Raw genomic sequence first — 22,084 nt, 5'->3', positions numbered from 1 at the left:
TTAGCGGTTGAGATAACGGTTGAGGACATTGGCGGTGACACGCTCGACCATTGCGTCCTTGCGCAAAAGCCCCGCCACCCATTCGCAGGTGCCAGCATGGAAAACCTCGCCCTTGCCGCGCTTGAAATTGACGATCATGCCGTTGCTGTAACGGACCTTTTCCATATTCTCGTCGCTCGCTTCGCCATACAGCGTCTCGGCGATGAAACGCCCGTCCTCGTCGCCGAAGAACAGATCTTCGCGCGTCAGGATATCGCTTTCCTCGACTTGGCTCGCCATGCCAAGTGCGAGGATTTCCAGTCCCTCCGGAGCGCCGCTGTCGGCGGTCGGATACGGCAGGCCGTAGCGGATTTCGTAGGCGAGGCCATCGACTTCGTAGCCATAGATATGGCTGTCAGCGCCCAGCAGGTCGCCGTAGAACAGGCCGGTTCCGGCAAAGGCCCAATGGCGTGGCCGGTAGATCGGGAAACCGCGAACACCGCGCGGCGCGCAGCCGCCCCATCCGGAATAGACGCCATTGGTGGCGTTGAGCCCGAAGGTCAGCGCCCCGGGGCGGCCGATTTCCGGCGCTTCCCAGGAATTGGTGGCGCGGGTGACGTCGCCGCTTTGGTAGATCGGGTCTTCCTTGCGGGCGACATATTTGTAGCAGACCTGCCGCTGCCCCTCGTCCTCCAGCCGCGTCTGCCACATGAAATTGCCGGCAAAGCGCGCAACATGTCCGCCCTGATCGACATAGGCATCGACGGCATCGCGCATTTCCCAGGTCCAGTATTCGTCATGGCCGACGAAGACGACGCAGTCGTAATCGTTGAGAATACCGGGATTGTTGTGCAGCTCGTGCTGGCTGGCGAGATCGACGCCATAGCCGTGGCGTTCCGCCCAGCGGAAGAACTGGCTGTCATAGCTCGCCCAGCCGGACGAGGTGTATTTTTTCGAATAACCGTTGGCAAAGGCCCATTCCATATGGGGATAACGCGGAATGGTGCCCGGCGGCAGGCTTACCTCCAGCGGCACACGCGGCGCATCCGGTGGAAGCACGACGAAGCCGCGGCAGAGCGGCCGCTCAATGCTGACGGTGGTCGCATATTTGTCGCGATTGGGGCCGGTGATGCCCTGGTAATGGTTCGATCCGCCCCAGGTGTTGTAGGCGGTCCAGGTGCCGGTGGCGGCAACCTGCAGGATCCGCCCGGGTTTTGGGCCGACCTTCGGCAGGACGATGATCATATGGTGACACTGGATCGGCTTGCCGTTGCGCCCCTCAGCCGTCAGCGTGATACGGTAGGCGCCAGATGGCCAGCTGTCGTGGACCTGGAAAGTGAAGGTCGGCTCCCAGCCGCAACCAGTGACGGAGACCTGATCGGGCGTTTCCTGCCAATCCGTGGCGATATCGTCGGTGCCATAGACACTTGTCTCAACCGCGCCATCACGAACAATCTCCAGCTGGCAGGATGAGGCCGTCGAACTGATGTGCAGGTCCACCATTGCACCGCGCGCATAGGCATAGGATCGCGTGTAGCACCAGATCTCGCCTCGGGCGCCGTCCATGCCCGGATGCTCGTAATAATGACTGCGCACCGCTTGGTGCCGCTCCTCGGGGCTCAACCCGAAATCGGGGAAAACTTGGGTATTGTCGATCACGTCACGCCTCGCTGGGTCTCCGGTGACGATGATCAAACCACAATGGACTCGCCCGGACAAATACATTAGGTGAAGGATCAGCATTCACCAAATGAATGAGGTGGCCCATGGCCAACCCAAGACGCCGCTTCGTCTGGGAGATCGACTGGAACCTGTTGCGCACCTTCACGGTGATCGTCGAGGAAAAGAGCCTGACGGCAGCCGGCAACCGTCTGTCACTGAAGCAACCGACCATCAGCAACGCACTGCGCCGCCTCGAAGAGCACATGGCCTGCCGCCTGATCGACCGTTCGTCCAACCATTTCCGTACGACACCGGCCGGGGCGCGGCTTTATGCCGAATGCCAGACCATGTTCAACATCGTCAACGGCCTGCCCGATCTCGTCAAGGACGATCCGGATCTGGTTACGGGCAATGTCGAGATGGCCTTTGCCAGCCATATCGAATGCCCGTTTCTCGACCGCTTCCTTGCCGATTTCCACAAGACCTTTCCACGGGTCAGTTTCTCTACTACGGTCTCCGCCAGCCAGACGGTGATCGACAATGTTTTGTCCGGCGAAGCCTGCTTGGGTATCTGTCTTGCCCACGAGAAGCATCCGGAACTGGACTATACGGTGCTTTACCGCGAGCATTTCGGATTCTTCTGTGCACCCGGCCATCCGCTGTTCGGCAAGCGCGGGACGGAAACCGCCGATCTCGCCACGCTCGACTATGTGTCCTTCAAGACCGACCATCTCGGTGGCGCGCTGGCACCGATCGCGCGCCTTCGGCAGCGGGAAAATTTCAGTGGTCAGGTGCTTGGACTTTTCACCAATCTTGAAGAGGTCAAGCGGCTGATCAAGGTCGGCTTCGGTTTCGGTCCGTTGCCAATCCATGTGGTCACCGCCGATATCGAGGCGCGGCAACTCTGGCAATTGCCGCCGTACGAGAACCCACCGGCAGCTGATGTCTACCTGGTCACCCGGCGGTTCGCACGCGGCAGCCGCGCCGAAAATCTGTTGGTCGACAGGCTGATTGCAGCGATCGACGCGGTCCCTCTCAGCGGCCGCACCTATCCCGCCGGGCTGGTGGATTCAGCGGCGGAAGCGTTCAATCCCATTCCCTGAATGAATGTCGAAGCGGCTGACAATGAGCCATCCAGATGAGTCCCGTGACTGAATTTTGCCGCCTGATCAGCGTCCTCCGCCTGCCAGATACCGGCACCCTTCCGTCTCCACCTCACGTCCCGTTCCGCCCCGGCGTATTTGTGCGTTCACGCATAAACGCGCTTGACGGCGGCGTTTTGATTTGCACTATTGCTCAGATGTCAGACCAATTCTGGTTTCAGCTGGAAAGCGGGCAATGAAGCATTTGGATGCGAGATCGGCACTTGTCCCCCTGCCCCCGGCCGACCGGGCGCAGCAGGTGACGGCAGCGCTTGCCGACTATATCCAGCGCTCCAACCTTGTCCCCGGCGACCGGCTTCCGGCCGAGCGGGAACTGATGAGTGCGCTTGCCGTCGGCCGCTCGACCATCCGCGAAGTCATCCGCCATTTTCAGGCGCTCGGAGTGATGGAAGCCCGCAAGGGCAGCGGCACCTACCTGTTGAAGCCGATTTCCGGCACCACCATCCACATGCCGCTATCGTTGGAAACGACGCATCTGCGCGACGTGCTGTTGATGACGCTGGAAGTGCGCCGGGGTATCGAGGCGGAAGCCGGCATGGTTGCAGCCCGAGTCCGGACGCCGGAAGACCTCCGGATGATCGAAGAAAAGCTCAATGAGATGGAGCGGGTGCATCTTTCCAAGGGCACATCCGGCCCGGAAGATCTGGCCTTCCACCTCGCCATCTACGACGCCACCCACAATCCGCTGTTCAAGCAGTTGCTCGAACAGATGCGCGGCGCTTTCGAGCGTTTCTGGGAATGGCCTTTCGACCGGCTGGATTTTGCCCGCCGCTCCTTTCCGTTCCACCGCACCCTCTTCAATGCAATCGCTGCCCAGGACCCTGAAGCCGCGCGTGCTGAAACACTGAAAATCCTCGCGATCGTCGAGGAAGACATCAAGGAAATGTCCAAATGAGCAACGGGTTTGATCCGTTCGAGGAAGCCTCCCTCATCGTCGCCCACGATGTGAGCAATGCCTATGACGCCGTCGTGCCGCCGATTGTGCAGACGTCGCTGTTCACCTTCACCGATTATGACGACATGGTCGCCTCCTATCGTGGCGAAAAGGTCCGGCCGATCTATACGCGCGGCCTCAATCCGACCGTGCGGATATTCGAGGAAATGCTGGCGAAACTTGAGGGCGCTGAAGATGCCATCGGCTTTGCCAGCGGCATGTCGGCGATCTCCTCGACTGTGCTGTCCTTGGTCCAGCCGGGTGACCGCATCGTTGCGGTCAAGCATCTCTATCCGGATGCCTACCGCCTGTTCGGCACGTTCTTCAAGCGCATGGGCATCGAGGTGACCTATGTCGACGGCCGCGATGAGGAAGAAGTTGCCAGGGCCCTGCCCGGTGCAAAGTTTCTTTATCTCGAAAGCCCGACGAGCTGGGTGATGCAAACCCATGATGTCGCAGCGCTGGCAGCGCTGGCCAAGACCCATGGCATCATCAGCGCCATCGACAACAGCTGGGCGAGCCCGATTTTCCAGCAGCCGATTTCGCTCGGCGTCGATCTGGTCATCCATTCGGCCTCGAAATATCTCGGCGGCCATAGTGACGTCGTTGCCGGCGTTGTCGCGGGCTCCAAGGAACTGATAGGACGGATCCGCTCGGAGGCCTACCCCTACCTTGGTGGCAAGCTGTCGCCGTTCGATGCCTGGCTTTTGATCCGCGGCATGCGCACCCTGCCGATCCGCATGAAGGCGCATGAACAGTCCACTGTCGAGATCGCCAAGCGTCTGCAGGCGCACGATGCGGTTGAATCGGTCAACTATCCGGGCCTTGCCAATCACCTGCCGCCCGGCCTCAAGGGCACGTCCGGCCTGTTCTCGTTCATCTTCAAGGACGGCATCAATATCCGCACCTTCTCGGATCACCTTGAGCTGTTCAAGCTCGGTGTCAGCTGGGGCGGACACGAAAGCCTGATCGTGCCGGGCGAAGTCGTCCTTTCACAAAAAGCACAACCCAATTCCGCGGTCGCCTTCGGCATCAGTCCGCGGTCGGTACGGCTCCATGTCGGCCTGGAGGGAACGGAGGCCCTCTGGAGCGATATCGAAGCGGCAATCACTGCCGCATCGATAGGCTGACACGACAGCAAACAACTTAAACCAACAATAAAAGGGAAACGAAAATGAGGAAACTGATTGCCGCGACCTTGGTCGCCACGCTGATGGCAGGCACTGCCCTTGCCGATACCAAGCTGAAGCTGGTGGAAGTCATCACCAGCCCGGAACGTACCGAAACTCTGAAGTCGATCGTCGCGAAATTCGAAGCCGCCAATCCCGGCACCACGGTCGAGATCATCTCGCTGCCCTGGGGCGAGGCATTCCAGAAGTTTGCCACCATGGTGTCTGCCGGCGAAATCCCGGACGTGATGGAAATGCCGGACACCTGGCTGTCGCTCTATGCCAATAATGGCATGCTTGAAAGCCTCGAGCCTTACCTCAAGACCTGGGATCAGACGCCGGAACTGACGGATCGCGCCCTTGAACTTGGCCGCGACGTCAAGGATACGGCCTATATGCTGCCTTACGGCTTCTATCTGCGCGCCATGTTCTACAACAAGAAGATCTTCGCTGAAGCCGGCGTCGACGGCCCGCCAAAGACGATGGACGATTTCGTTGCAGCGGCCGAAAAGATCAAGAAGCTGCCGGGCAAGTATGCCTACTGCATGCGCGGCGGTCCGGGCGGCCTGAACGGCTGGATGATGATGGGCGCCACGATGGCGGGCGACAACACCTATTTCAACGCCGACGGCACGTCGAAATTCTCGGAAGAAGGCTGGGTCAAGGGCTTCACCTGGCTGATCGACCTCTACAAGAAGGGCTATGCGCCGAAGGACAGCGTCAACTGGGGCTTCAACGAGATCGTCGCCGGATTCTATACCGGCACCTGCGCGATGCTCGACCAGGATCCGGATGCGCTGATCGCCATCGCCGAACGCATGGATGCGGCCGATTACGGCGTCACCACCATGCCGAAGGGTCCATCCGGCAAGACATTCCCGACCATCGGCTTTGCCGGCTGGTCGATGATGTCGGCCAGTGCCAACAAGGACCTGTCCTGGAAGCTGATCGCCACGCTCGAAGGCCCGGAAGGCAATATCGAGTGGAACAAGAAGATCGGCGCCCTGCCGGCACTCAAGTCCGCCGAGAAGGATCCGTTCTTCGCCACGGATCAGTTCAAGGGCTGGTTCGAGGAACTGGCCGACAAGGACGCCGTTCCGACCGTGATGCCGACCTACCTGGAAGAATTCGCCTTCTTCAAGGATTCCATGGCGATCAAGACCAGCCAGGAAGCCATGCTCGGCGATATCACGCCGCAAGAAATGGCCAAGCAATGGGCTGACTACATGACCAAGGCTCAACAGAAGTTCCTCGCGAGCAAATAAGTCATCAGCCTTTAACCGCAGGCAGCGACATGATGTCGGCTGCCTGCGGCTCATTCCCCTGACGGAAAAGCCGGCACGCCTCAACGCGCCGCGAAACGGAAATATTTGACGATGGCTTCACATGCAGCAGCCCGCAATGGCGGCGCCCGCAGGGACCAGCGGCCGCTGAAGAAGCGCCTTGCCGATGCCTCCGCCCCCTATCTCTATAGCGCGCCGGCGCTGATCCTGATCGTCACCGTCATGCTGGTGCCGCTGGTGCTCGGCATTTCCTACGCCTTCCGCGATATCCAGCTGCTCAATCCGATGTCCGGCGGCTTCATCGGGCTCGATCACTTCAGGACATTGTCTGAGGACCAGAATTTCTACCGCGCCTTGAAGAACACGCTGTGGTGGACCGGCTGGTCTGTCCTCCTGCAGTTCGTCTTCGGCCTCATCCTCGCGCTGTTGCTCGACAAGCCATTCTATGGCCGCGCCATCGTCCAGGCGCTGGTCTTCCTGCCATGGGCGGTTCCAAGCTTTCTCGCCGGCCTCAACTGGGCCTGGCTGTTCAACCCCGTCGTCGGCCCCATTCCCCATTGGCTGTTTGCGCTTGGCCTGATGAACGAGCCCTACAACATCCTCTCGGATCCGCAGCTGTCGATGTGGGGACCGATCATCGCCAATGTCTGGTGGGGCATTCCGTTCTTCGCCATCACGCTTCTGGCCGCTCTTCAGGCGATCCCGCGCGATCTCTACGAGGCAGCCAGCATCGATGGCGCCGGGCCGGTGCAGCGGTTCATCTCGATCACCCTGCCCTTCCTCGCCCCGACGATTGCCATTACCGTGCTTTTGCGCACCGTCTGGATTTCCAATTTCGCCGACCTGATCATCGTCATGACCAACGGCGGACCGGCCGACCGCAGCCAGATCGTCGCCAGCTACATCTTCACCCAGGCCTTCAAACGGCTGGATTTCGGTTACGCGTCGGCCATCGCCCTCGTCCTGCTCGCGCTTTTGATCACCTATTCCATGCTGATCGTGATCCTGCGTCAGTGGCTGTTGAGCAAGGATTGAGATCATGACCGGACATTCAATGACAAAGGGGCGCATCCTCTCCGTCCTCGCCCATCGCCTGGCCATTATCGCCTATGTCGTCTTTGCGCTGTTCCCGCTCTACTGGCTGTTGAAAGTCTCGGTCACGCCCAACAAGCTGCTCTACTCCGAGGGCATCAAGATGTGGCCGTCGCGGACCAGTTTCGAGCATTTCGACTTTGTTTTGAAGCACAGCGAATTCCCGACCTTCTTCAAGAACAGCCTGATCGTCTCCGGCTCGACTGCCGTCATCGTCACAGTCCTTGCCTCGCTTGCCGGTTACGCCATGTCGCGCTTCAATTTCCGTGGCAAGTACTGGATCGTGACGCTGATGCTGCTGACCCAGATGTTCCCGCTGGTCATGCTGGTGGCGCCGATCTTCAAAATCCTCTCGCCGCTCGGCCTGACCAACAGCCTCACCGGCCTCGTCATCGTCTACACCGCCTTCAACGTGCCCTTTGCCACCTTCCTGATGCAGTCGTTCTTTGACGGCATCCCGAAGGACCTCGAGGAAGCCGCGATGATCGACGGCGCCACCCAGTTTGTCGCGTTTCGCCAGATCATCCTGCCGCTGACGCTGCCGGGTATTGCCGCGACCCTCGGCTTCGTCTTCACGGCCGCCTGGAGCGAACTGCTGTTCTCGCTGATGCTGATTTCCGGAAACGATTCGGCGACCTTCCCGGTCGGGCTGCTTTCCTTCGTATCGAAATTCTCGGTCGACTTCGGACAGATGATGGCGGCGGGCGTCATGGCGCTTATCCCGGCCTGCCTGTTCTTCCTGTTGATCCAACGTTACCTCGTGCAGGGCCTGACGGCCGGCGCCGTGAAAGGCTGATCCCATGGCATCTATCGATATCGCCGCCATCCACAAATCCTATGGCATCCATCCGGTGCTGCACGGCATCGATCTGGAGATCAAGGACGGCGAGTTCGTCGTTCTGGTCGGTCCGTCCGGCTGCGGCAAGTCCACGCTGTTGCGGATGATCGCTGGCCTCGAAGCCGTCACCGATGGCGAAATCCGCATCGACGGCAAGCGCGTCAACGATCTCGCTCCAAAGGACCGCGACATCGCCATGGTGTTCCAGTCCTATGCACTTTATCCACATATGAGCGTGGCGAAGAACATGAGCTACAGCTTGCGCTTGCGAAAAACCGCCAAGGAAAAAATCGCCTCGGTGGTTGCCGGCGCCGCCAGCAAGCTCGGCCTCGATCCGCTGATGGAGCGACGCCCGAAAGCGCTGTCCGGCGGCCAGCGTCAGCGCGTCGCCATGGGGCGAGCCATCGTGCGCGAGCCGAAAGCCTTCCTGTTCGACGAGCCGCTGTCCAACCTCGACGCCCGCCTGCGCGAGCAGATGCGGGCCGAAATCAAGAAGCTGCATCAGGATCTCGGCGCCACCTCGATCTACGTCACCCACGACCAGATCGAAGCCATGACGCTCGCCGACCGGATCGTTGCCATGCATGGCGGCATCATTCAGCAGGTCGGCAGCCCGCTCGAACTCTACGACAACCCCGCCAACCTCTTCGTTGCCGGGTTCATCGGCTCGCCGGGCATGAACTTCTTCGAAGGCCGCTATATGGTAACCGGCGATACCGCAAGCTTTGCCCTCACCGGCGGCATCGTTCTGCCGCTCGGTGGCACCGCCAATCTCGCCGACGGAAGCCGCGCCACGCTCGGTATCCGGCCAGAACACGTTGTGCTTGGCGCCGAAGGCCCGGACGTTCTCAAGGCCACCGTCGATCTGGTCGAGCCCACCGGCTTCGGCATCATCGTCCACCTGAAACTTGGGCCCGTCGCCTTCAAGGCCTTCACGCTCGACCGCCGATTCCTCGGTATGCAAGGCGAAGTCGACGTCCGGCTTCCGGTTGAAAATCTGCATTTCTTCAACGAGGCCGGGCGGAAGGTTTGACTTTCTGGCTGCGGTAAAGGGGTTCAACTTCCGGTTTTGACATTGACGATGACTTCCAGTATTTTCAATATAAACAATAGTTTATGAGAAAATCCTGTAAGAGCAATGTCTCACGATCCCAACACCCTGCGCTTCTACGAAATGGAAGCCGCCAAATACACATCCAGAGGCGTGGAGCCGAGCCGGGCCTGGATCGAGCTCTTTCTTTCGCAGCTGCAGCCGCACGCGCCCATCCTTGAACTCGGGTGCGGCGGCGGGCAGGACAGCGAGTTCATGCTGGCGAAGGGGTTTGACGTACGCCCGACGGACGGCACCCCGGAAATTGCCAGCGAAGCAGAAAAACGCCTTGGAATTCCCGTCGCCACATTGCTGTTCGGCGATCTCGACGCGCAAGGTGCCTATGACGGTATATGGGCCAATGCCTGCCTTCTGCACATCCCCAGAGCCGAACTGCCTGATATCTTCGCCCGCATCCATGCTGCGTTGAAGGCAGGCGGAATTTTCTATGCCAGCTTCAAGGCTGGAGAGACCGAGGGCCGCGACGAGTTCGACCGGTATTACAACTATCCCTCCGAAAGCTGGTTGAGAGACATCTATGCCAAACTGGACTGGTCTGCGATCTCGATCGAAGCCCAGTCGGGAAGCGGCTATGACAATAAGCCGACCGAATGGCTCCACGTCCTGGCGACGAAACGGTCCTGATCTCCATACGACTTCCCGATCTTTGCGATGTGATAAAAGCGAACGAGGTACTTTTTGGTGGAGCAATCAGAGAGCGTTGAGGCGACGGCGGATGCTCTGATCGTTGTCGATGTCCAAGTGGCATTCGTCATCGGGATCGAGGCTGTCCCCGATCATGTTAAATTGCTGAAAGCCGTCGAAACTCTCATCACCTCGGCGCGCGCGGCAAAGGTTCCTGTTGTTTTCCTGCAGAACGACGGCGAGCCGGGCGCGGCCGATGAGCCGCATCAGCCGGGCTGGAAACTTCACTTTCCAGCGCTTTCCGGCGAAAGCGTCGTGCGGAAGGCCGCAGATGACGGCTTCGACGGCACATCCTTGAACGACCTGCTCGTGGCGTCGGCCGTGCAAACCGTTGCCCTGTGTGGTGTGTTGTCCGAAATGTGCGTGGCAGCGACCGCACGGGCGGCGATGCAACGGGGTTATGATTTGATCCTGCCGCATGACGGGCACGCAACCTATGACGTGCCTCCAGGTCCCGGCGGGTCGGCAAAGGTTCCAGCCAGCATGGCGGCGCGGGCAGCCGAGTGGTCGCTTGGCGACGGGATCACCATCCCCGCTTCGGTTGTGGACGTTCGTTTTTCCAGACTGACAGAAAAATAGCGACCGGTTTCGCTGTTTCGACGGTTGCATCAAAAAATACAAAATAATTTTCACACCATGTCGAAATCCCAAAACGGGCAACGTTCTTGGGAGGTAGAGACAGAAACACAAAGAGTAACAGCAATGAATTTTCCGATTACCTCGCTTTACGCGATCGTTCTGGCCGTCATTTTCCTGCTCCTATGGATCAATGTCAGCAAGACGCGTTCGGCGCTCAGCCTTTCCATCGGCGACGCCGGCAACGTCGATCTGCACGAACGCATTCGCCGGCACGGCAATTTCGTCGAGTGGGTTCCGATGATCCTGATCCTGATGATATTGGCCGAGGCACAGGGTGCAGGCCCGCTCTGGCTGCATGCGGCAGGTGGTCTGACCGTGGCCGGGCGGATTGCACATCCGTTCGGACTGCGCGCCAACGCGCCAACCCATCCCCTGCGGATCATCGGCAATTCCGCCTGCATTCTCGCAACCCTGACCCTCACTGTCGCCCTTGCCCTTGCAGCGTTTAACCGCTGATCAACACGTCCAAATTTCCCAACCGAGGAGAACCACTATGCAATATATGGCACTGATCTATTCCGACCCGTCGCTGGAACCTGCCTATGGCACACCCGAATTCGACACCATGATGCAGGGGTACTTTGCCTTCAACGAAACCTTGAAAGCAGCGGGTGCCTATGTCTCCGGCGAAGGCCTGCAGGACATTGATACGGCCACAAGCGTGCGCCTTCGCGGCGGCAAGGTGGAAACGATGGATGGCCCCTTTGCCGAAACCAAGGAGCGGCTGGGTGGCTTCTTCGTCATGGAGGTTCCCGATCTGGATGCCGCCTTGCGCTACGCCGCCATGATCCCCTCGGCCGCCTATGGCACGGTCGAAGTGCGGCCATTGATGGACTATAATTCCTGATGCACAGAGCCGCCCCCGATCCTCAAGCCGTGTCCCGGGCCATCGATGCCCTGGCTCGGACGGACCGGGGGCGGCTGTTATCGGCGCTGATCGCCCGGCTGAAGAATTTCCAGCTGGCCGAAGACGCGCTGCAGGATGCGCTGGCTTCCGCCGTCGTGCACTGGGGCAGGACCGGGCTTCCCGCCTCACCGCAGGGCTGGCTGCTGAAGGTCGCGCTGCGCAAGGCGATCGACCTGTTGCGCAAGGACGCCCGCGAAGACCGCAAGATCGCCGAGATCGCGCGGTTGTCGCTGGACGAAGCGGCCGAAGACAGCACCGACGACATTCCGGACGAGCGCCTGCGACTGATCTTCACCTGTTGCCATCCCGCACTCGAATCCAAGACCCAGGTGGCGCTTACCCTGCGCACTCTTGGCGGCTTGAGCACTCCCGAAGTCGCCAGTGCCTTCCTCGACAATGAGACAACCATGGGCCAGCGATTGTCCAGGGCGCGCGCCAAAATCCTTGCGGCCGGGATTCCCTATGCGGTGCCAGGCCCCGAAGCCTGGGCGGAACGGCTGCAATCCGTATTGACCGTCGTCTATCTGATCTTCAATCAGGGCTATTCCTGCGCCGGCGGCGACCGGGTTCGGCAACTCGGCGAGGAGGCGATATATCTCGCCCGCATGCTGAACAGCCTGCGCTCGGACGAGGCCGAGATCGAGGGACTGCTCGCCCTGATGCTGATTACCGAAGCGCGCCGGGCGGCGCGGCTGGGGGCAGATGGAACCAGCATTCCCATCGCCTCGCAGGACCGCAAGCTCTGGAACGACGGGCGGATTGCCGAAGGCCTTTCGCTGCTCGACCGGGCGATGACACGCCGCGCTGCCGGGCCATTCCAGATCAAGGCGGCAATTGCCGCCCTGCATGTCCAGTCCGAACCGCCGGATTGGCCCCAGATCGTCCTGCTTTATGACAGCCTGTTGCGGATGGAGCCGACGCCGGTGGTGCAGTTGAACCGCGCCGTGGCGCTGGCGGAGGCAGGCGCACCGGAGGCTGGGCTACGCGCGCTGGAAATGCTGGCGCCGGTGCTGGATGCCTACCAGCCATTTCATGCCGCCCATGCCGAACTTTTGTCGCGCTGCGGCCGGACAGACGCTGCGCTCGCCGCCTACGATCACGCCATAGACCTTGCTTCCAATCCGTCAGATGCCGTCTTTCTCAGGCACCGCCGGGCTCAGGCTGCCGAAAACCGTTGACCTATTCGGCAGCCTTTTCCAGCGGCATCAGCGTGAACAGCTCCTGGGCACGTTTGACGCCGCGCAGCGCGTAGCGGCCGATGGAGACCACTTCAGAATTGCGTGGCGGTGGTGCTGCAGCAACGAACTGCGATGACATGATGACGCTGCGATCGACGAAACGGCACATCGAGGCGATGCGGCTGACCTCGTTGACGGCCGGTCCGATGACGGTGAAATCCAGCCGGTCGCTCGAGCCAATATTGCCATAGAAGACATCCCCGATATGCAGGCCGAGATAGACCTCGGTAACAGGGCGGCCTTCGAGCATGCGCTGCTCGTTCAAGCCCCTCAGCTTCTCGCGCAGATTATGCTCGGCAAGCAGCGCACGGGCGCAGGCATCTTCACGCTCCTCGGCCTTGAAAATTGCCAGCGTACCGTCACCGATCAGCTTCAGCACATTGCCGCCGGCCTCGTGGATGGAGGAAATCACCGCGTCGGCATAATCGTTGAGGAATGGAATGATCTCGTCGGGCGGCAGGTTGTCGGAGATGCGGGTATAGTTCTGCAAATCAGAGAACCACAGAACCGCAGAAATCCGCTCGGCCTTGCCGCGCGAGATGCGGCCTTCAAGCACCTGCTTGGCGGCGTCCTCGCCCAGATAGACCTCGGCAATGGTGCGCGAGATACGTGTCAGCGATCCCGCCTTGATCGCCAGTGCCAGAACCGGCACGAGTTGCCGCAGCGTTGCCAGGTCTTCATCGCGAAAACCCTCTTCGTCCATCGTCGTCCAGTGCGAGTAGAAGCAGTCCATGTCGCCGATATGGCTGTCCTGGGCGAAGCGATGGATCATCGCAACGTAGTCCTTATGGCCGGCCGCCAGCATCACATCCAGCATGTAGAAATCGGCCGGATCGCCGAAACCGAGGCGGCGGCGGATCTCATTCTGATTTTTCTCACGCAGATGGAAGAATGCCGAGCGCTCCCAGTTTTCAGCCGAAACACCCTCGTTGGTCGGTCCGTATTCGAAGGCCGCCTTGACCGGCTCCTTGCTGTCCCACTGGAAGGCCCGGCCCTCGTAGACCGGATGCAAGGTGTCGATCAGCGCCAGGCCGCGATCAAGCCGAAGCCCCGCAGCGCGAACGCGCTGACAGAAGCCGTTGACGATGTCCATTTCATCGGTGCCCTTCAGGCCCTGCGTCGTCAACCAGGCGGAAATCTCGCTGATATCGTCTGCGTTCATGTCGATTTCCTTGATTCCTGCGGACATTCACACATTTAGCGCATAACCCATCGACGCGGAATCGATTTAAGGAAGGGCGGCCGGATCGACGGGCCGTGCGGGGAAAACGTGCAAGGAAGGGTCTTTGAAGCTGCCGCGCATGTGGGTAAGCAGCAGTCAAAAGGCAAGGTCGAACCGCAGCCTTTTTAAATTTCGTCCTGCCGTGTGACAAATTCGCGGGACAGCCAGTCGATGAAGACGCGCACGCGCGGCGATAGCTGGCGGCTGCGGGGGTAGAGCAGCGAAACCGGCGTGCGAGACGGCGGATTGTCCGGCAGAATGGCAACAAGCGTGCCTTGTTTCAGGTCCTCCTCCAGCGAATAGCGCGGCGCCTGCATGATGCCGAGCCCGAGCCTCGCCGCCGCCGCCAGCGTATCGGCACCATTGACCGATACCACCGCCGGCAGGGAGACGGTGCGGATGCCGCCTGCCACCGTGAACTCCAGAGGCAACAGTCCACCGATAGCCGTCGACCAGAAACCGATCATCTGGTGCCCGCTCAGATCGTCAATGCTCTGCGGCAGACCAAAGCGAGCGATGTATTCCGGCGAGACGCATGTCACCTCTTCGAGAAGGGCGACCCGCCGCGCAATCATGTCGCTATCTTGCAGATCACCGACGCGCAGCACGCAGTCGATCCCCTCGCGGATCAGATCGACCAGCCTGTCGCCTTCGCTCATATACATCTGGATATCCGGATATTCCTTAAGGAACGCCGGCAGCCCCGGCAGAACGAAATGCCGCGCCAGCTTGCCGTGCACGTCAACCCGCAGCAGTCCTTTCGGCTTGGCGCCGGCAAATGCGCCTTCGGCATCCTCGATATCGGACAGGATGGTCAGGCAGCGGCGGTAATAGGCCTCGCCATCGAGCGTCGGGCTGACATGGCGGGTGGTCCGCTGGAGAAGGCGCACACCCAGCCGGGCTTCCAGTTGTTTGACCGCATCGGTCACGGTCGAGCGCGGAAGGCCTGTGTCTTCGGCAGCCAGCGTGAAACTGCGCCGCTCCACCACGCGCGAAAACACCCGCATCGCTTCAAATCTGTCCATCCGGATTGTTCGCCATTTTCGAATAGTGATGCCGAATAATGGTTCATTATCCGCAGAATGAAAAGCTGCATCTTCTCCTCATCGAAAACGCGCTGCGGCGTGGTTAATCAAGGAGAAAGAAAATGTCCGACAACAGAAACAAAGTCGCCATCGTCACCGGGGCCTCGCGCGGCATCGGCGCCGCCGTCGCCGAGCGCCTCGCCAAGGACGGTTTCACCGTCGTCATCAACTATTCTGGAGATGCCGCTCCGGCCGAGGCGCTGGCCCGGAAAATCGAAGACAAAGGCGGCCGTGCGCTGACCGCAAAGGCCGATGTCAGCGACACCGAGGCCGTGCGTCAAATGTTCGACGCGACGGAAGCGGCCTTTGGTGGCGTCGATGTGCTCGTCAACAATGCCGGCATCATGACCCTCTCTTCGCTTGCCGAAAGCACCGATGCCCTGTTCGACCGCCAGATCTCCATCAACCTGAAGGGCACCTTCAACACGCTCAGGCAAGCCGCAAAGCGCCTGCGCGACGGCGGCCGGATCGTCAATTTTTCAACCAGTGTCGTCGGCCTGAAGCTCGAAAATTACGGCGTCTATGCCGCCACCAAGGCCGCCGTTGAAACGCTGACCGCCATCCTGTCGAAGGAACTGCGTGGCCGCTCGATCACCGTCAATGCGGTGGCACCTGGCCCGACGGCCACAGACCTCTTTCTCAACGGCAAGAGCGACGAGCTGATCGCCCGCATGGCGAAAATGAGCCCGCTGGAACGCCTCGGTACGCCGGAAGACATCGCCTCCGCCGTCGCCTTCCTCGTTGGCCCCGACGGCTCCTGGATCAACGGCCAGGTGCTTCGCGCCAATGGCGGCCTGGTCTGAGCACCGCGACACAGCAGCCAAAGTTCACCGCACATCAACAGCCTCAACCCAACCGACCTTTTAGAAGGAACAAGGCAATGACAAAACAAATCATCGTCATAACCGGCGCCTCCAGCGGCTTTGGCGCCATGACCGCCCGCGCGCTCGCAGCCGCCGGCCACATAGTTTATGCCGGCATGCGCGCCACCGAAACACGCAACGCCAAAGCGGTCGCCGATGCTGCGGCCTTCGCCTCGGAGCACAATGCCGATCTGCGTTCCGTCGAACTCGACGTCGCCTCCAATGCCTCAGTCGAGGCGGGTATCGCCAGCATCATCGCGGAGGCCGGCCGTCTTGATGTCATCGTCCACAATGCCGGCCACATGTCCTTCGGTCCGGCCGAAGCGTTCACGCCCGAACAATTCGCGGAACTCTATGACATCAACGTCCTGAGCACGCAGCGCGTCAACCGCGCCGCCCTCCCCCACATGCGCAAACAGGGCAATGGCCTGGTCGTCTGGATTTCTTCCTCGTCAACCCGCGGCGGAACCCCACCTTACCTGTCGCCCTATTTCGCCGCAAAAGCCGCGATGGATTCGCTCGCCGTTTCCTATGCTGCCGAACTGACCGGCTGGGGTATCGAGACCTCGATCGTTGTGCCCGGCGCCTTCACCAAGGGCACCAACCACTTCGCCCATTCCGGCTCGCCGGCCGATCAGGTACGTGCCGCCGAATATAATGACGGTCCCTACAAGGGCGTGCCGGAAAAAGCGCTGCAGGGCCTGGCGAAGCTGGAGCCGATTGATGCCGACCCGGCCTCCGTCGCTGCAGCCGTCGTCGATATTATCAACCGGCCCTTCGGCTCCCGGCCATTCCGCGTCCATGTCGATCCGTCTCAGGATGGCGCCGAGATCGTCAATGGCGTCGCCGATCGCGTACGCGCCGAAATGTTCCGCAATATCGGCCTGTCGGACCTTTTAAGGCCCGTCGACAACGCCTGAACTGCCACTGCCACTGCCACTCCGCCACCAGATACGGAAACAAGCCTTCATCCACCCCACGATATCAAGGAGAAGACAATGACCTCCAACATTAAGCCGGCTTCCTCCCCAGCGTCGATGCGCTTCACTCTCCTGACGCTTGTTGCGGCGCTGATCGCCGCAGTCGCGGCAACCACCTCGGCCAGCCTGGGCTGGCCGGTCTGGGCCATGTTCATCGGGTGGGTCGCTTTCTTCACGCGCGGCCATTCGGCCAGGGATGCCTTCTACAGTTACCTGTGCCTTGTCATCGGCTTCACCCTGGGTATCGGCGCGGCCCTCGCCGTTGCTGCACTTGTGCCATTGATCGGTCCGCTTGCCTTCGGCCCGGTCGTCTTCGTGGTGGCGATGGTCGTCGTTTCAATGCGCGCCCTGGCGCCGGTCAACAATGTCCCGGCCTACTTTCTCGGTCTGATCACGTTCTTTGCCGCCCATATCGAGCCGGGTCTCCTTGCCGTCTCGGAGCTTGCCGCCGTCAGTGGCCTTGGCTCCATCGCCGGCTGGACGACCCACCGGTTACAAACGAAAATCTTCCCGGCAAGCTGACGGGGAAGCGCAAGGGTACATGAGGCCGGGCTCCGTCAGCCCGGCTTTCAGAATGACGAAAAGAAGCAAACACTGAAAAGACCTTCCGACGCCCGATCCCGCTTTTTCCTTGGTGACACGATGTCCGAATGATGTAAGTTGAGGGCGAAGATAGCCTTGCCTGCTTGATATAGCTGCGGCTTAAATGGCTGGGGGCAGCCTGCAGATAAAGCGTCTTGCGACTTGAAATGATTGCTGATTTTGAACGACTCGCGACTTGGTCATGCCCGTGCCCAGACTGCCTGAAATCACATAAAGTCCGGCAAGCCTGACCATTCGAAAACGTCAAGAACTGCCCTGCGCAAACGCGTGGGACAACGTGTTTCATGCGCTTCAGGGGGCTTACCATGGTACGACACTGGCTTGTTCCGGCACTACTGCTTTTCTCAACGACAATCTCCTCAGGCCCCTCTGTCGCACAGGAACAACCGAAAGCGGCCGTCACCGTTGCCAAGCCGGTTGTCCGCGATGTCGTCGATAGTGATGAATTCATCGGCCGCTTCGAGGCCGTCGATGAGGTGACGCTACGCTCGCGTGTCGGCGGTTATCTCGACAAGGTGGATTTCAAGGATGGCGCGATGGTCAAGACGGGCGATCCGCTCTTCGTCATCGACCAGCGCCCCTTCAAGACGGCGCTCGACGTTGCCACATCCTCGCTTGAAGTCGCGAAATCCACGCTGACATTCGCGCAGGCGGAATTCACCCGGACAGAAGGGCTGGTGCAGAAGGGAACGCTATCGATATCCACCCTGGATGATCGCCGGCGCGAACTTTTGTCGGCACAGGCCAATGTCCGCGGCACTGAAGCAAGTCTGGCCCGCGCGCAACTGGATCTTCAATATACCAACATCATTTCTCCCCTCAGCGGCCGCATCGGCCGCCGGCTGATCTCGGTCGGCAACCTCGTCCAGGCCGACCAGACGGCGCTGACGACGATCGTCTCTCTCGATCCGATCGACTTCTACTTCGATGTCGATGAGCGGCGGCTGCTCAACTACGCCCGCCAGGCGCGCGAACACGGCAGCAATCTGCAGGAGGGTGGAGGCTCGCTTGAGGTTCTGGTGACCATCGCCGACAGCACCGAAAAGCCATTCAAGGGTAAGCTCGATTTCGCCGAAAACCGTGTCGATCAGGAGACCGGCACGATGCGTGTGCGGGCCCGTTTCGACAATCCCGATTTTGTACTGCAGCCCGGTCTTTTCGGCCGCGTCGAGGTCCGCGCCTCAAACTCCTACAAGGGCATCCTCGTTCCCGATGAAGCGATCGGCGCGGATCAGGATCAGCGCGTCGTCTATGTGGTTGCCGATGACGGCAGCTTCACGACCAAACCGGTTCGCCTTGGACCGAGGCTCTATGGTTACCGTGTCATTCGCGAAGGCCTCACCGGGGACGAAACGCTCGTCGTCAACGGCCTGACACGCTTACGTCCCGGCGTGATCGTCGCTCCCAAGATGGTTGTACTGCCGCCTGAAGCCGCCGTGACGACGGAGAACGGTCAATGAGATTTGCCCATTTCTTCGTGGACAGGCCGATCTTTGCGTCGGTTTTGTCGATTGTGTTCCTGATTGTCGGCAGCATCGCCTATTTCCAGCTGCCAGTCGCGCAATATCCGGAAATCGCCCCGCCAACCATCGTCATCCGCACCGCCTATCCCGGCGCCGACGCCGAGACCATTGCCGATACGGTATCCACCCCGCTCGAACAGGAAATCAACGGCGTCGAGGACATGCTCTACATGTCCTCCTACTCGACAGCCGACGGTTCGATGGCGCTGACCGTTACCTTCAAGCTCGGCACCGATCTCGACAAGGCGCAGGTGCTCGTCCAGAACCGCGTTTCGATCGCCGAACCGCGCCTGCCGGAGGAAGTTCGCCGCATCGGCGTCACCACGGCAAAGAGTTCACCCGACCTGATGATGGTCGTCCACCTGATCTCGCCAAACGACCGCTACGATCAGCTTTATGTCTCCAATTATGCCCGCAGCCGCGCCCGCGATCAGCTGGTCCGGCTTGAAGGCGTCGGTGACGTCATCCTGTTCGGTGAGCGCGAATATGCACTGCGCATCTGGCTCGACCCGGAAAAGCTTGCCTCCTACGGCATGACGTCGGGCGATGTCGTGCAGTCGCTGCGCGACCAGAACGTCCAGGTCTCCGGTGGATCGATCGGTGGACCGCCAAACGCCGGTAATAATGCCTTCCAGTACACGGTCACCACCGAGGGCCGCTTCAGCGATGCCCGGCAATTTCGCTATGTCATCGTCAAATCGACGGCGAGTGGCCGTCTCGTCCAGCTGCAGGATGTCGCCCGCATTGAGCTCGGTGCCAAGGATTATGTCACCAACAGCTATCTGAACGGCAAGGCCGCCGTCGCCATGGGTATCTTCTCGCGCCCGGGCACCAACGCGCTTGAGGCTGCCGAGCAGATCAAGGCCACCATGGAAACCCTGAAAAAGGATTTCCCGCCCGGTCTTGAATATACCATCGTCTACAACCCGACGGAATTCATCTCCGAATCGATCAACGAGGTCTACAAGACCATCCTTGAGGCGGCCATTCTGGTCGCTATCGTGGTGCTGATTTTCCTGCAATCCTGGCGCACCGCGTTGATCCCGATCATCGCCATTCCGGTATCGCTGATCGGCACGTTCGCGCTGCTGCTGGCCTTCGGCTTCTCGCTCAACATGCTGACTTTGTTCGGCCTGGTGCTGGCGATCGGCATCGTCGTCGATGATGCGATCGTCGTGGTGGAAAATGTCGAGCGAAACCTGGCCAAGGGAATGACGCCCAAACAGGCGGCGCATGTGACGATGGATGAGGTCGGTACCGCCGTCATCGCCATCTCGCTGGTGCTGATTGCCGTCTTTGTGCCGACGGCCTTCATCCCCGGCATATCCGGGCAGTTCTATCTGCAGTTCGCAGTCACTATTTCCGTGGCGACGGCGATTTCGGCCCTGAACTCTCTGACGCTTTCGCCGGCACTCGCAGCCCTTATCCTGCGTCCGCATCAGGAACATCAGGAAACCCGCAATCCGCTGACGCGGGTCGCCAGAGGCCTGGCCAACGGTTTCAATAGCGGTTTTGACCGGATGACCCGGGGTTACTCCTGGATTGTCCATCACTTGGTTTCGACGCGGATCGCGCTTGGCGCCAGCCTGATCGTCTTTTTCGGATTGCTGGCGGGGACGTGGTACATGGCACAGATCGTGCCGCGCGGCTTCGTGCCGACGATGGACCAGGGTTACGCGATCGTTGTGGTGCAATTGCCAGAAGGCGCCTCACTTGCCCGGACCGACGCCGTCATCCAGCGTGCGTCCGACATGATCCTCAAGGTGCCGGGCGTCAAGAACGCCGTCGCCTTTTCCGGCTTTAATGGTGCTACCTTTACCAATGCGTCGAATTCCGGCGTGGTCTTTGCCGCCTTCGACACATTCGAGGAACGGCTGAAGCACGGCTATAGCGCCAACCAGATCATCGGCCAGCTCTACGGCACGATGCAGAGCATCGAGGAAGCCTTCATCATCGCCGTGCCGCCGCCATCGATCCGCGGCATCGGTAATTCCGGCGGCTTCAAGATGCAGATCGTCGATCGGGAAAGCTCCGACATGCGCCGGGCTTTGGGCCTTGCCTATCAGATGATGGGTGCTGCCAACCAGACGGAAGGCCTGACCGGCGTCTTCACCACCTTCTCCGCCTCCAGCCCGCAATATTTCCTGGCGATCGACCGCGACAAGGCGCGGGCGCTGAGCGTGCCGATCCCCAACATCTTCGAAACGCTGTCGATCAATCTCGGCACGTCCTATGTCAACGACTTCAACGCCTTCGGCCGTGTCTATCAGGTTCGGGCGCAGGCCGACCAGCAGTTCCGGCTGGAGCGGGAAGACATTCTCGATCTGAAGGTGCGCTCCGCCACCGGTGCCCTGGTGCCGCTCGGAACGCTCGTCGATATCCGCGATACCACCGGTCCTTCGCTCGTCCAGCGCTACAATATGTATGTGTCGGTTCCGATCCAGGGCAATCCCGCACCCGGCGTATCGACCGGCACCGCGCTCGACAAGATGGAAGCGCTGGCCGGCCAGATCCTGCCGCCGGGCACGTCGTTCGAATGGACCGACCTTGCCTTCCAGGAACGCAACACCGGCAACACAGCGATCTTCATCTTCGCCCTTTCGGTGATCTTCGTCTTCCTGGCGCTATCGGCCCAGTATGAAAGCTGGATCCTGCCATTGGCGATCATCCTTGTTGTACCGATGGCGGTACTGGCGGCGCTGGTCGGCGTTCATCTCAGGGGGCAGGACAACAACATCCTGACCCAGATAGGACTGATCGTCCTCATCGGCCTTGCGGCGAAGAACGCCATCCTGATCGTCGAGTTCGCGCGGCAAGCGCAGGATGACGGGATGAACCCGGTCAATGCGGCCATCGAAGCCAGCCGCCTGCGTCTGCGGCCGATCCTGATGACGGCCTTTGCCTTCATTCTCGGCGTTGTGCCGCTGATGATCGCCACCGGTCCGGGTGCGGAAATGCGCCAGTCGCTCGGCACCGCCGTCTTCTCCGGCATGCTCGGCGTGACGTTCCTCGGCCTGTTCCTGACCCCGGTCTTCTACGTCGCGCTCCGGTCCTTCGGGTACAAGCCAAAGGAAAAACCGATCCCACCGGAGTCGGGGATGATTTGAGG

20 protein-coding genes are annotated in these 22,084 nt (G+C 60.5%); 17 read left to right on the top strand and 3 right to left on the bottom strand.

Annotated elements, in window-relative coordinates:
• Entirely contained in the window at positions 1–1,704 is a 1,704-nt protein-coding gene (locus ACQY8Q_RS02395) for a N,N-dimethylformamidase beta subunit family domain-containing protein (protein WP_428425520.1), read from the bottom strand.
• A gap of 41 nt (positions 1,705–1,745) precedes the next feature.
• Here ACQY8Q_RS02395 and ACQY8Q_RS02390 point away from each other — a divergent pair, with 41 nt between their 5' ends.
• The 12 genes from ACQY8Q_RS02390 (at position 1,746) to ACQY8Q_RS02335 (ending at position 12,639) form a co-directional block, all read left to right on the top strand.
• Positions 1,746–2,744: a LysR family transcriptional regulator gene (locus ACQY8Q_RS02390; RefSeq protein ID WP_428424291.1), complete on the top strand. Its 999-nt coding sequence runs from the start codon at positions 1,746–1,748 to the stop codon at positions 2,742–2,744.
• Between the two features lie 235 nt (positions 2,745–2,979).
• The gene (locus ACQY8Q_RS02385; protein ID WP_428424289.1) at positions 2,980–3,699 is read left to right on the top strand and encodes a FadR/GntR family transcriptional regulator; all 720 of its coding nucleotides are present in this window, start codon (positions 2,980–2,982) and stop codon (positions 3,697–3,699) included.
• Positions 3,696–4,868: a PLP-dependent transferase gene (locus ACQY8Q_RS02380; RefSeq protein WP_428424287.1), complete on the top strand. Its 1,173-nt coding sequence runs from the start codon at positions 3,696–3,698 to the stop codon at positions 4,866–4,868. The genes ACQY8Q_RS02385 and ACQY8Q_RS02380 overlap by 4 nt, the downstream gene beginning before the upstream one ends.
• 44 nt (positions 4,869–4,912) lie before the next feature.
• Positions 4,913–6,172: an ABC transporter substrate-binding protein gene (locus ACQY8Q_RS02375; RefSeq protein ID WP_428424285.1), complete on the top strand. Its 1,260-nt coding sequence runs from the start codon at positions 4,913–4,915 to the stop codon at positions 6,170–6,172.
• A gap of 111 nt (positions 6,173–6,283) precedes the next feature.
• Entirely contained in the window at positions 6,284–7,225 is a 942-nt protein-coding gene (locus ACQY8Q_RS02370; protein ID WP_428424283.1) for a carbohydrate ABC transporter permease, read from the top strand.
• A gap of 19 nt (positions 7,226–7,244) precedes the next feature.
• Positions 7,245–8,078: a carbohydrate ABC transporter permease gene (locus ACQY8Q_RS02365; protein WP_428425518.1), complete on the top strand. Its 834-nt coding sequence runs from the start codon at positions 7,245–7,247 to the stop codon at positions 8,076–8,078.
• 4 nt (positions 8,079–8,082) lie between these two features.
• Positions 8,083–9,153, top strand: coding sequence for an ABC transporter ATP-binding protein (locus tag ACQY8Q_RS02360; protein ID WP_428424281.1), 1,071 nt, complete (start codon positions 8,083–8,085; stop codon positions 9,151–9,153).
• 105 nt (positions 9,154–9,258) lie between these two features.
• Positions 9,259–9,855 (top strand): class I SAM-dependent methyltransferase, encoded by a 597-nt coding sequence (locus ACQY8Q_RS02355; protein ID WP_428424279.1) that lies wholly within the window; start codon positions 9,259–9,261, stop codon positions 9,853–9,855.
• A 57-nt stretch (positions 9,856–9,912) separates the two neighbouring features.
• A complete protein-coding gene (locus ACQY8Q_RS02350; protein ID WP_428425516.1) occupies positions 9,913–10,494 on the top strand; it encodes an isochorismatase family protein in 582 nt (193 codons plus the stop codon).
• Positions 10,495–10,617: 123 nt separating this feature from the next.
• Positions 10,618–11,010, top strand: coding sequence for an MAPEG family protein (locus ACQY8Q_RS02345; RefSeq protein ID WP_428424277.1), 393 nt, complete (start codon positions 10,618–10,620; stop codon positions 11,008–11,010).
• A 37-nt stretch (positions 11,011–11,047) separates the two neighbouring features.
• A complete protein-coding gene (locus ACQY8Q_RS02340; protein ID WP_428424275.1) occupies positions 11,048–11,401 on the top strand; it encodes a YciI family protein in 354 nt (117 codons plus the stop codon).
• Positions 11,401–12,639, top strand: a complete 1,239-nt coding sequence (locus ACQY8Q_RS02335) for an RNA polymerase sigma factor (protein WP_428424273.1) — start codon at positions 11,401–11,403, stop codon at positions 12,637–12,639. The genes ACQY8Q_RS02340 and ACQY8Q_RS02335 overlap by 1 nt, the downstream gene beginning before the upstream one ends.
• A 1-nt stretch (position 12,640) precedes the next feature.
• Here the strand turns inward: ACQY8Q_RS02335 and ACQY8Q_RS02330 are convergent, their stop codons facing one another.
• Both ACQY8Q_RS02330 and ACQY8Q_RS02325 read right to left on the bottom strand, forming a co-directional pair.
• Positions 12,641–13,861 carry an adenylate/guanylate cyclase domain-containing protein gene (locus ACQY8Q_RS02330; protein WP_428424271.1) on the bottom strand — a complete coding sequence of 407 codons (1,221 nt, stop codon included), beginning with the start codon at positions 13,859–13,861 and terminating at the stop codon, positions 12,641–12,643.
• Positions 13,862–14,046: 185 nt separating this feature from the next.
• Positions 14,047–14,946: a LysR family transcriptional regulator gene (locus tag ACQY8Q_RS02325; RefSeq protein ID WP_428424269.1), complete on the bottom strand. Its 900-nt coding sequence runs from the start codon at positions 14,944–14,946 to the stop codon at positions 14,047–14,049.
• Between the two features lie 122 nt (positions 14,947–15,068).
• Between ACQY8Q_RS02325 and ACQY8Q_RS02320 the strand changes: the two genes are divergently transcribed.
• From ACQY8Q_RS02320 to ACQY8Q_RS02300, 5 genes are all read left to right on the top strand, one after another.
• Positions 15,069–15,809, top strand: a complete 741-nt coding sequence (locus ACQY8Q_RS02320; protein ID WP_428424267.1) for an SDR family oxidoreductase — start codon at positions 15,069–15,071, stop codon at positions 15,807–15,809.
• A gap of 77 nt (positions 15,810–15,886) precedes the next feature.
• Positions 15,887–16,789, top strand: coding sequence for an SDR family oxidoreductase (locus tag ACQY8Q_RS02315; protein WP_428424265.1), 903 nt, complete (start codon positions 15,887–15,889; stop codon positions 16,787–16,789).
• Between the two features lie 78 nt (positions 16,790–16,867).
• Positions 16,868–17,371: a DUF1097 domain-containing protein gene (locus tag ACQY8Q_RS02310; RefSeq protein ID WP_428424263.1), complete on the top strand. Its 504-nt coding sequence runs from the start codon at positions 16,868–16,870 to the stop codon at positions 17,369–17,371.
• A 386-nt stretch (positions 17,372–17,757) separates the two neighbouring features.
• Positions 17,758–18,912: an efflux RND transporter periplasmic adaptor subunit gene (locus ACQY8Q_RS02305; RefSeq protein ID WP_428424261.1), complete on the top strand. Its 1,155-nt coding sequence runs from the start codon at positions 17,758–17,760 to the stop codon at positions 18,910–18,912.
• Complete coding sequence (locus tag ACQY8Q_RS02300) at positions 18,909–22,082, top strand: efflux RND transporter permease subunit (RefSeq protein WP_428424259.1); 3,174 nt, start codon at positions 18,909–18,911, stop codon at positions 22,080–22,082. The genes ACQY8Q_RS02305 and ACQY8Q_RS02300 overlap by 4 nt, the downstream gene beginning before the upstream one ends.
• The last annotated feature ends 2 nt before the right edge of the window (positions 22,083–22,084 follow it).

It is taken from the genome of Pararhizobium sp., assembly GCF_965279435.1.
Taxonomy (GTDB): Bacteria; Pseudomonadota; Alphaproteobacteria; order Rhizobiales; family Rhizobiaceae; genus Pararhizobium.
The sequence above is the reverse complement of the archived record's forward strand: the minus strand, read 5'-3'. Positions and strand labels throughout refer to the sequence as shown.

Coding starts and splice junctions, on each gene's coding strand:
- ACQY8Q_RS02330 (WP_428424271.1), bottom strand. CDS start 13,861: ATGAACGCAGACGATATCAGCGAGATTTCCGCCTGGTTGACGACGCAG.
- ACQY8Q_RS02305 (WP_428424261.1), top strand. CDS start 17,758: ATGGTACGACACTGGCTTGTTCCGGCACTACTGCTTTTCTCAACGACA.
- ACQY8Q_RS02315 (WP_428424265.1), top strand. CDS start 15,887: ATGACAAAACAAATCATCGTCATAACCGGCGCCTCCAGCGGCTTTGGC.
- ACQY8Q_RS02395 (WP_428425520.1), bottom strand. CDS start 1,704: ATGTATTTGTCCGGGCGAGTCCATTGTGGTTTGATCATCGTCACCGGA.
- ACQY8Q_RS02390 (WP_428424291.1), top strand. CDS start 1,746: ATGGCCAACCCAAGACGCCGCTTCGTCTGGGAGATCGACTGGAACCTG.
- ACQY8Q_RS02370 (WP_428424283.1), top strand. CDS start 6,284: ATGGCTTCACATGCAGCAGCCCGCAATGGCGGCGCCCGCAGGGACCAG.
- ACQY8Q_RS02365 (WP_428425518.1), top strand. CDS start 7,245: ATGACAAAGGGGCGCATCCTCTCCGTCCTCGCCCATCGCCTGGCCATT.
- ACQY8Q_RS02300 (WP_428424259.1), top strand. CDS start 18,909: ATGAGATTTGCCCATTTCTTCGTGGACAGGCCGATCTTTGCGTCGGTT.
- ACQY8Q_RS02335 (WP_428424273.1), top strand. CDS start 11,401: ATGCACAGAGCCGCCCCCGATCCTCAAGCCGTGTCCCGGGCCATCGAT.
- ACQY8Q_RS02385 (WP_428424289.1), top strand. CDS start 2,980: ATGAAGCATTTGGATGCGAGATCGGCACTTGTCCCCCTGCCCCCGGCC.
- ACQY8Q_RS02325 (WP_428424269.1), bottom strand. CDS start 14,946: ATGGACAGATTTGAAGCGATGCGGGTGTTTTCGCGCGTGGTGGAGCGG.
- ACQY8Q_RS02360 (WP_428424281.1), top strand. CDS start 8,083: ATGGCATCTATCGATATCGCCGCCATCCACAAATCCTATGGCATCCAT.
- ACQY8Q_RS02375 (WP_428424285.1), top strand. CDS start 4,913: ATGAGGAAACTGATTGCCGCGACCTTGGTCGCCACGCTGATGGCAGGC.
- ACQY8Q_RS02345 (WP_428424277.1), top strand. CDS start 10,618: ATGAATTTTCCGATTACCTCGCTTTACGCGATCGTTCTGGCCGTCATT.
- ACQY8Q_RS02310 (WP_428424263.1), top strand. CDS start 16,868: ATGACCTCCAACATTAAGCCGGCTTCCTCCCCAGCGTCGATGCGCTTC.
- ACQY8Q_RS02380 (WP_428424287.1), top strand. CDS start 3,696: ATGAGCAACGGGTTTGATCCGTTCGAGGAAGCCTCCCTCATCGTCGCC.
- ACQY8Q_RS02320 (WP_428424267.1), top strand. CDS start 15,069: ATGTCCGACAACAGAAACAAAGTCGCCATCGTCACCGGGGCCTCGCGC.
- ACQY8Q_RS02355 (WP_428424279.1), top strand. CDS start 9,259: ATGTCTCACGATCCCAACACCCTGCGCTTCTACGAAATGGAAGCCGCC.
- ACQY8Q_RS02340 (WP_428424275.1), top strand. CDS start 11,048: ATGCAATATATGGCACTGATCTATTCCGACCCGTCGCTGGAACCTGCC.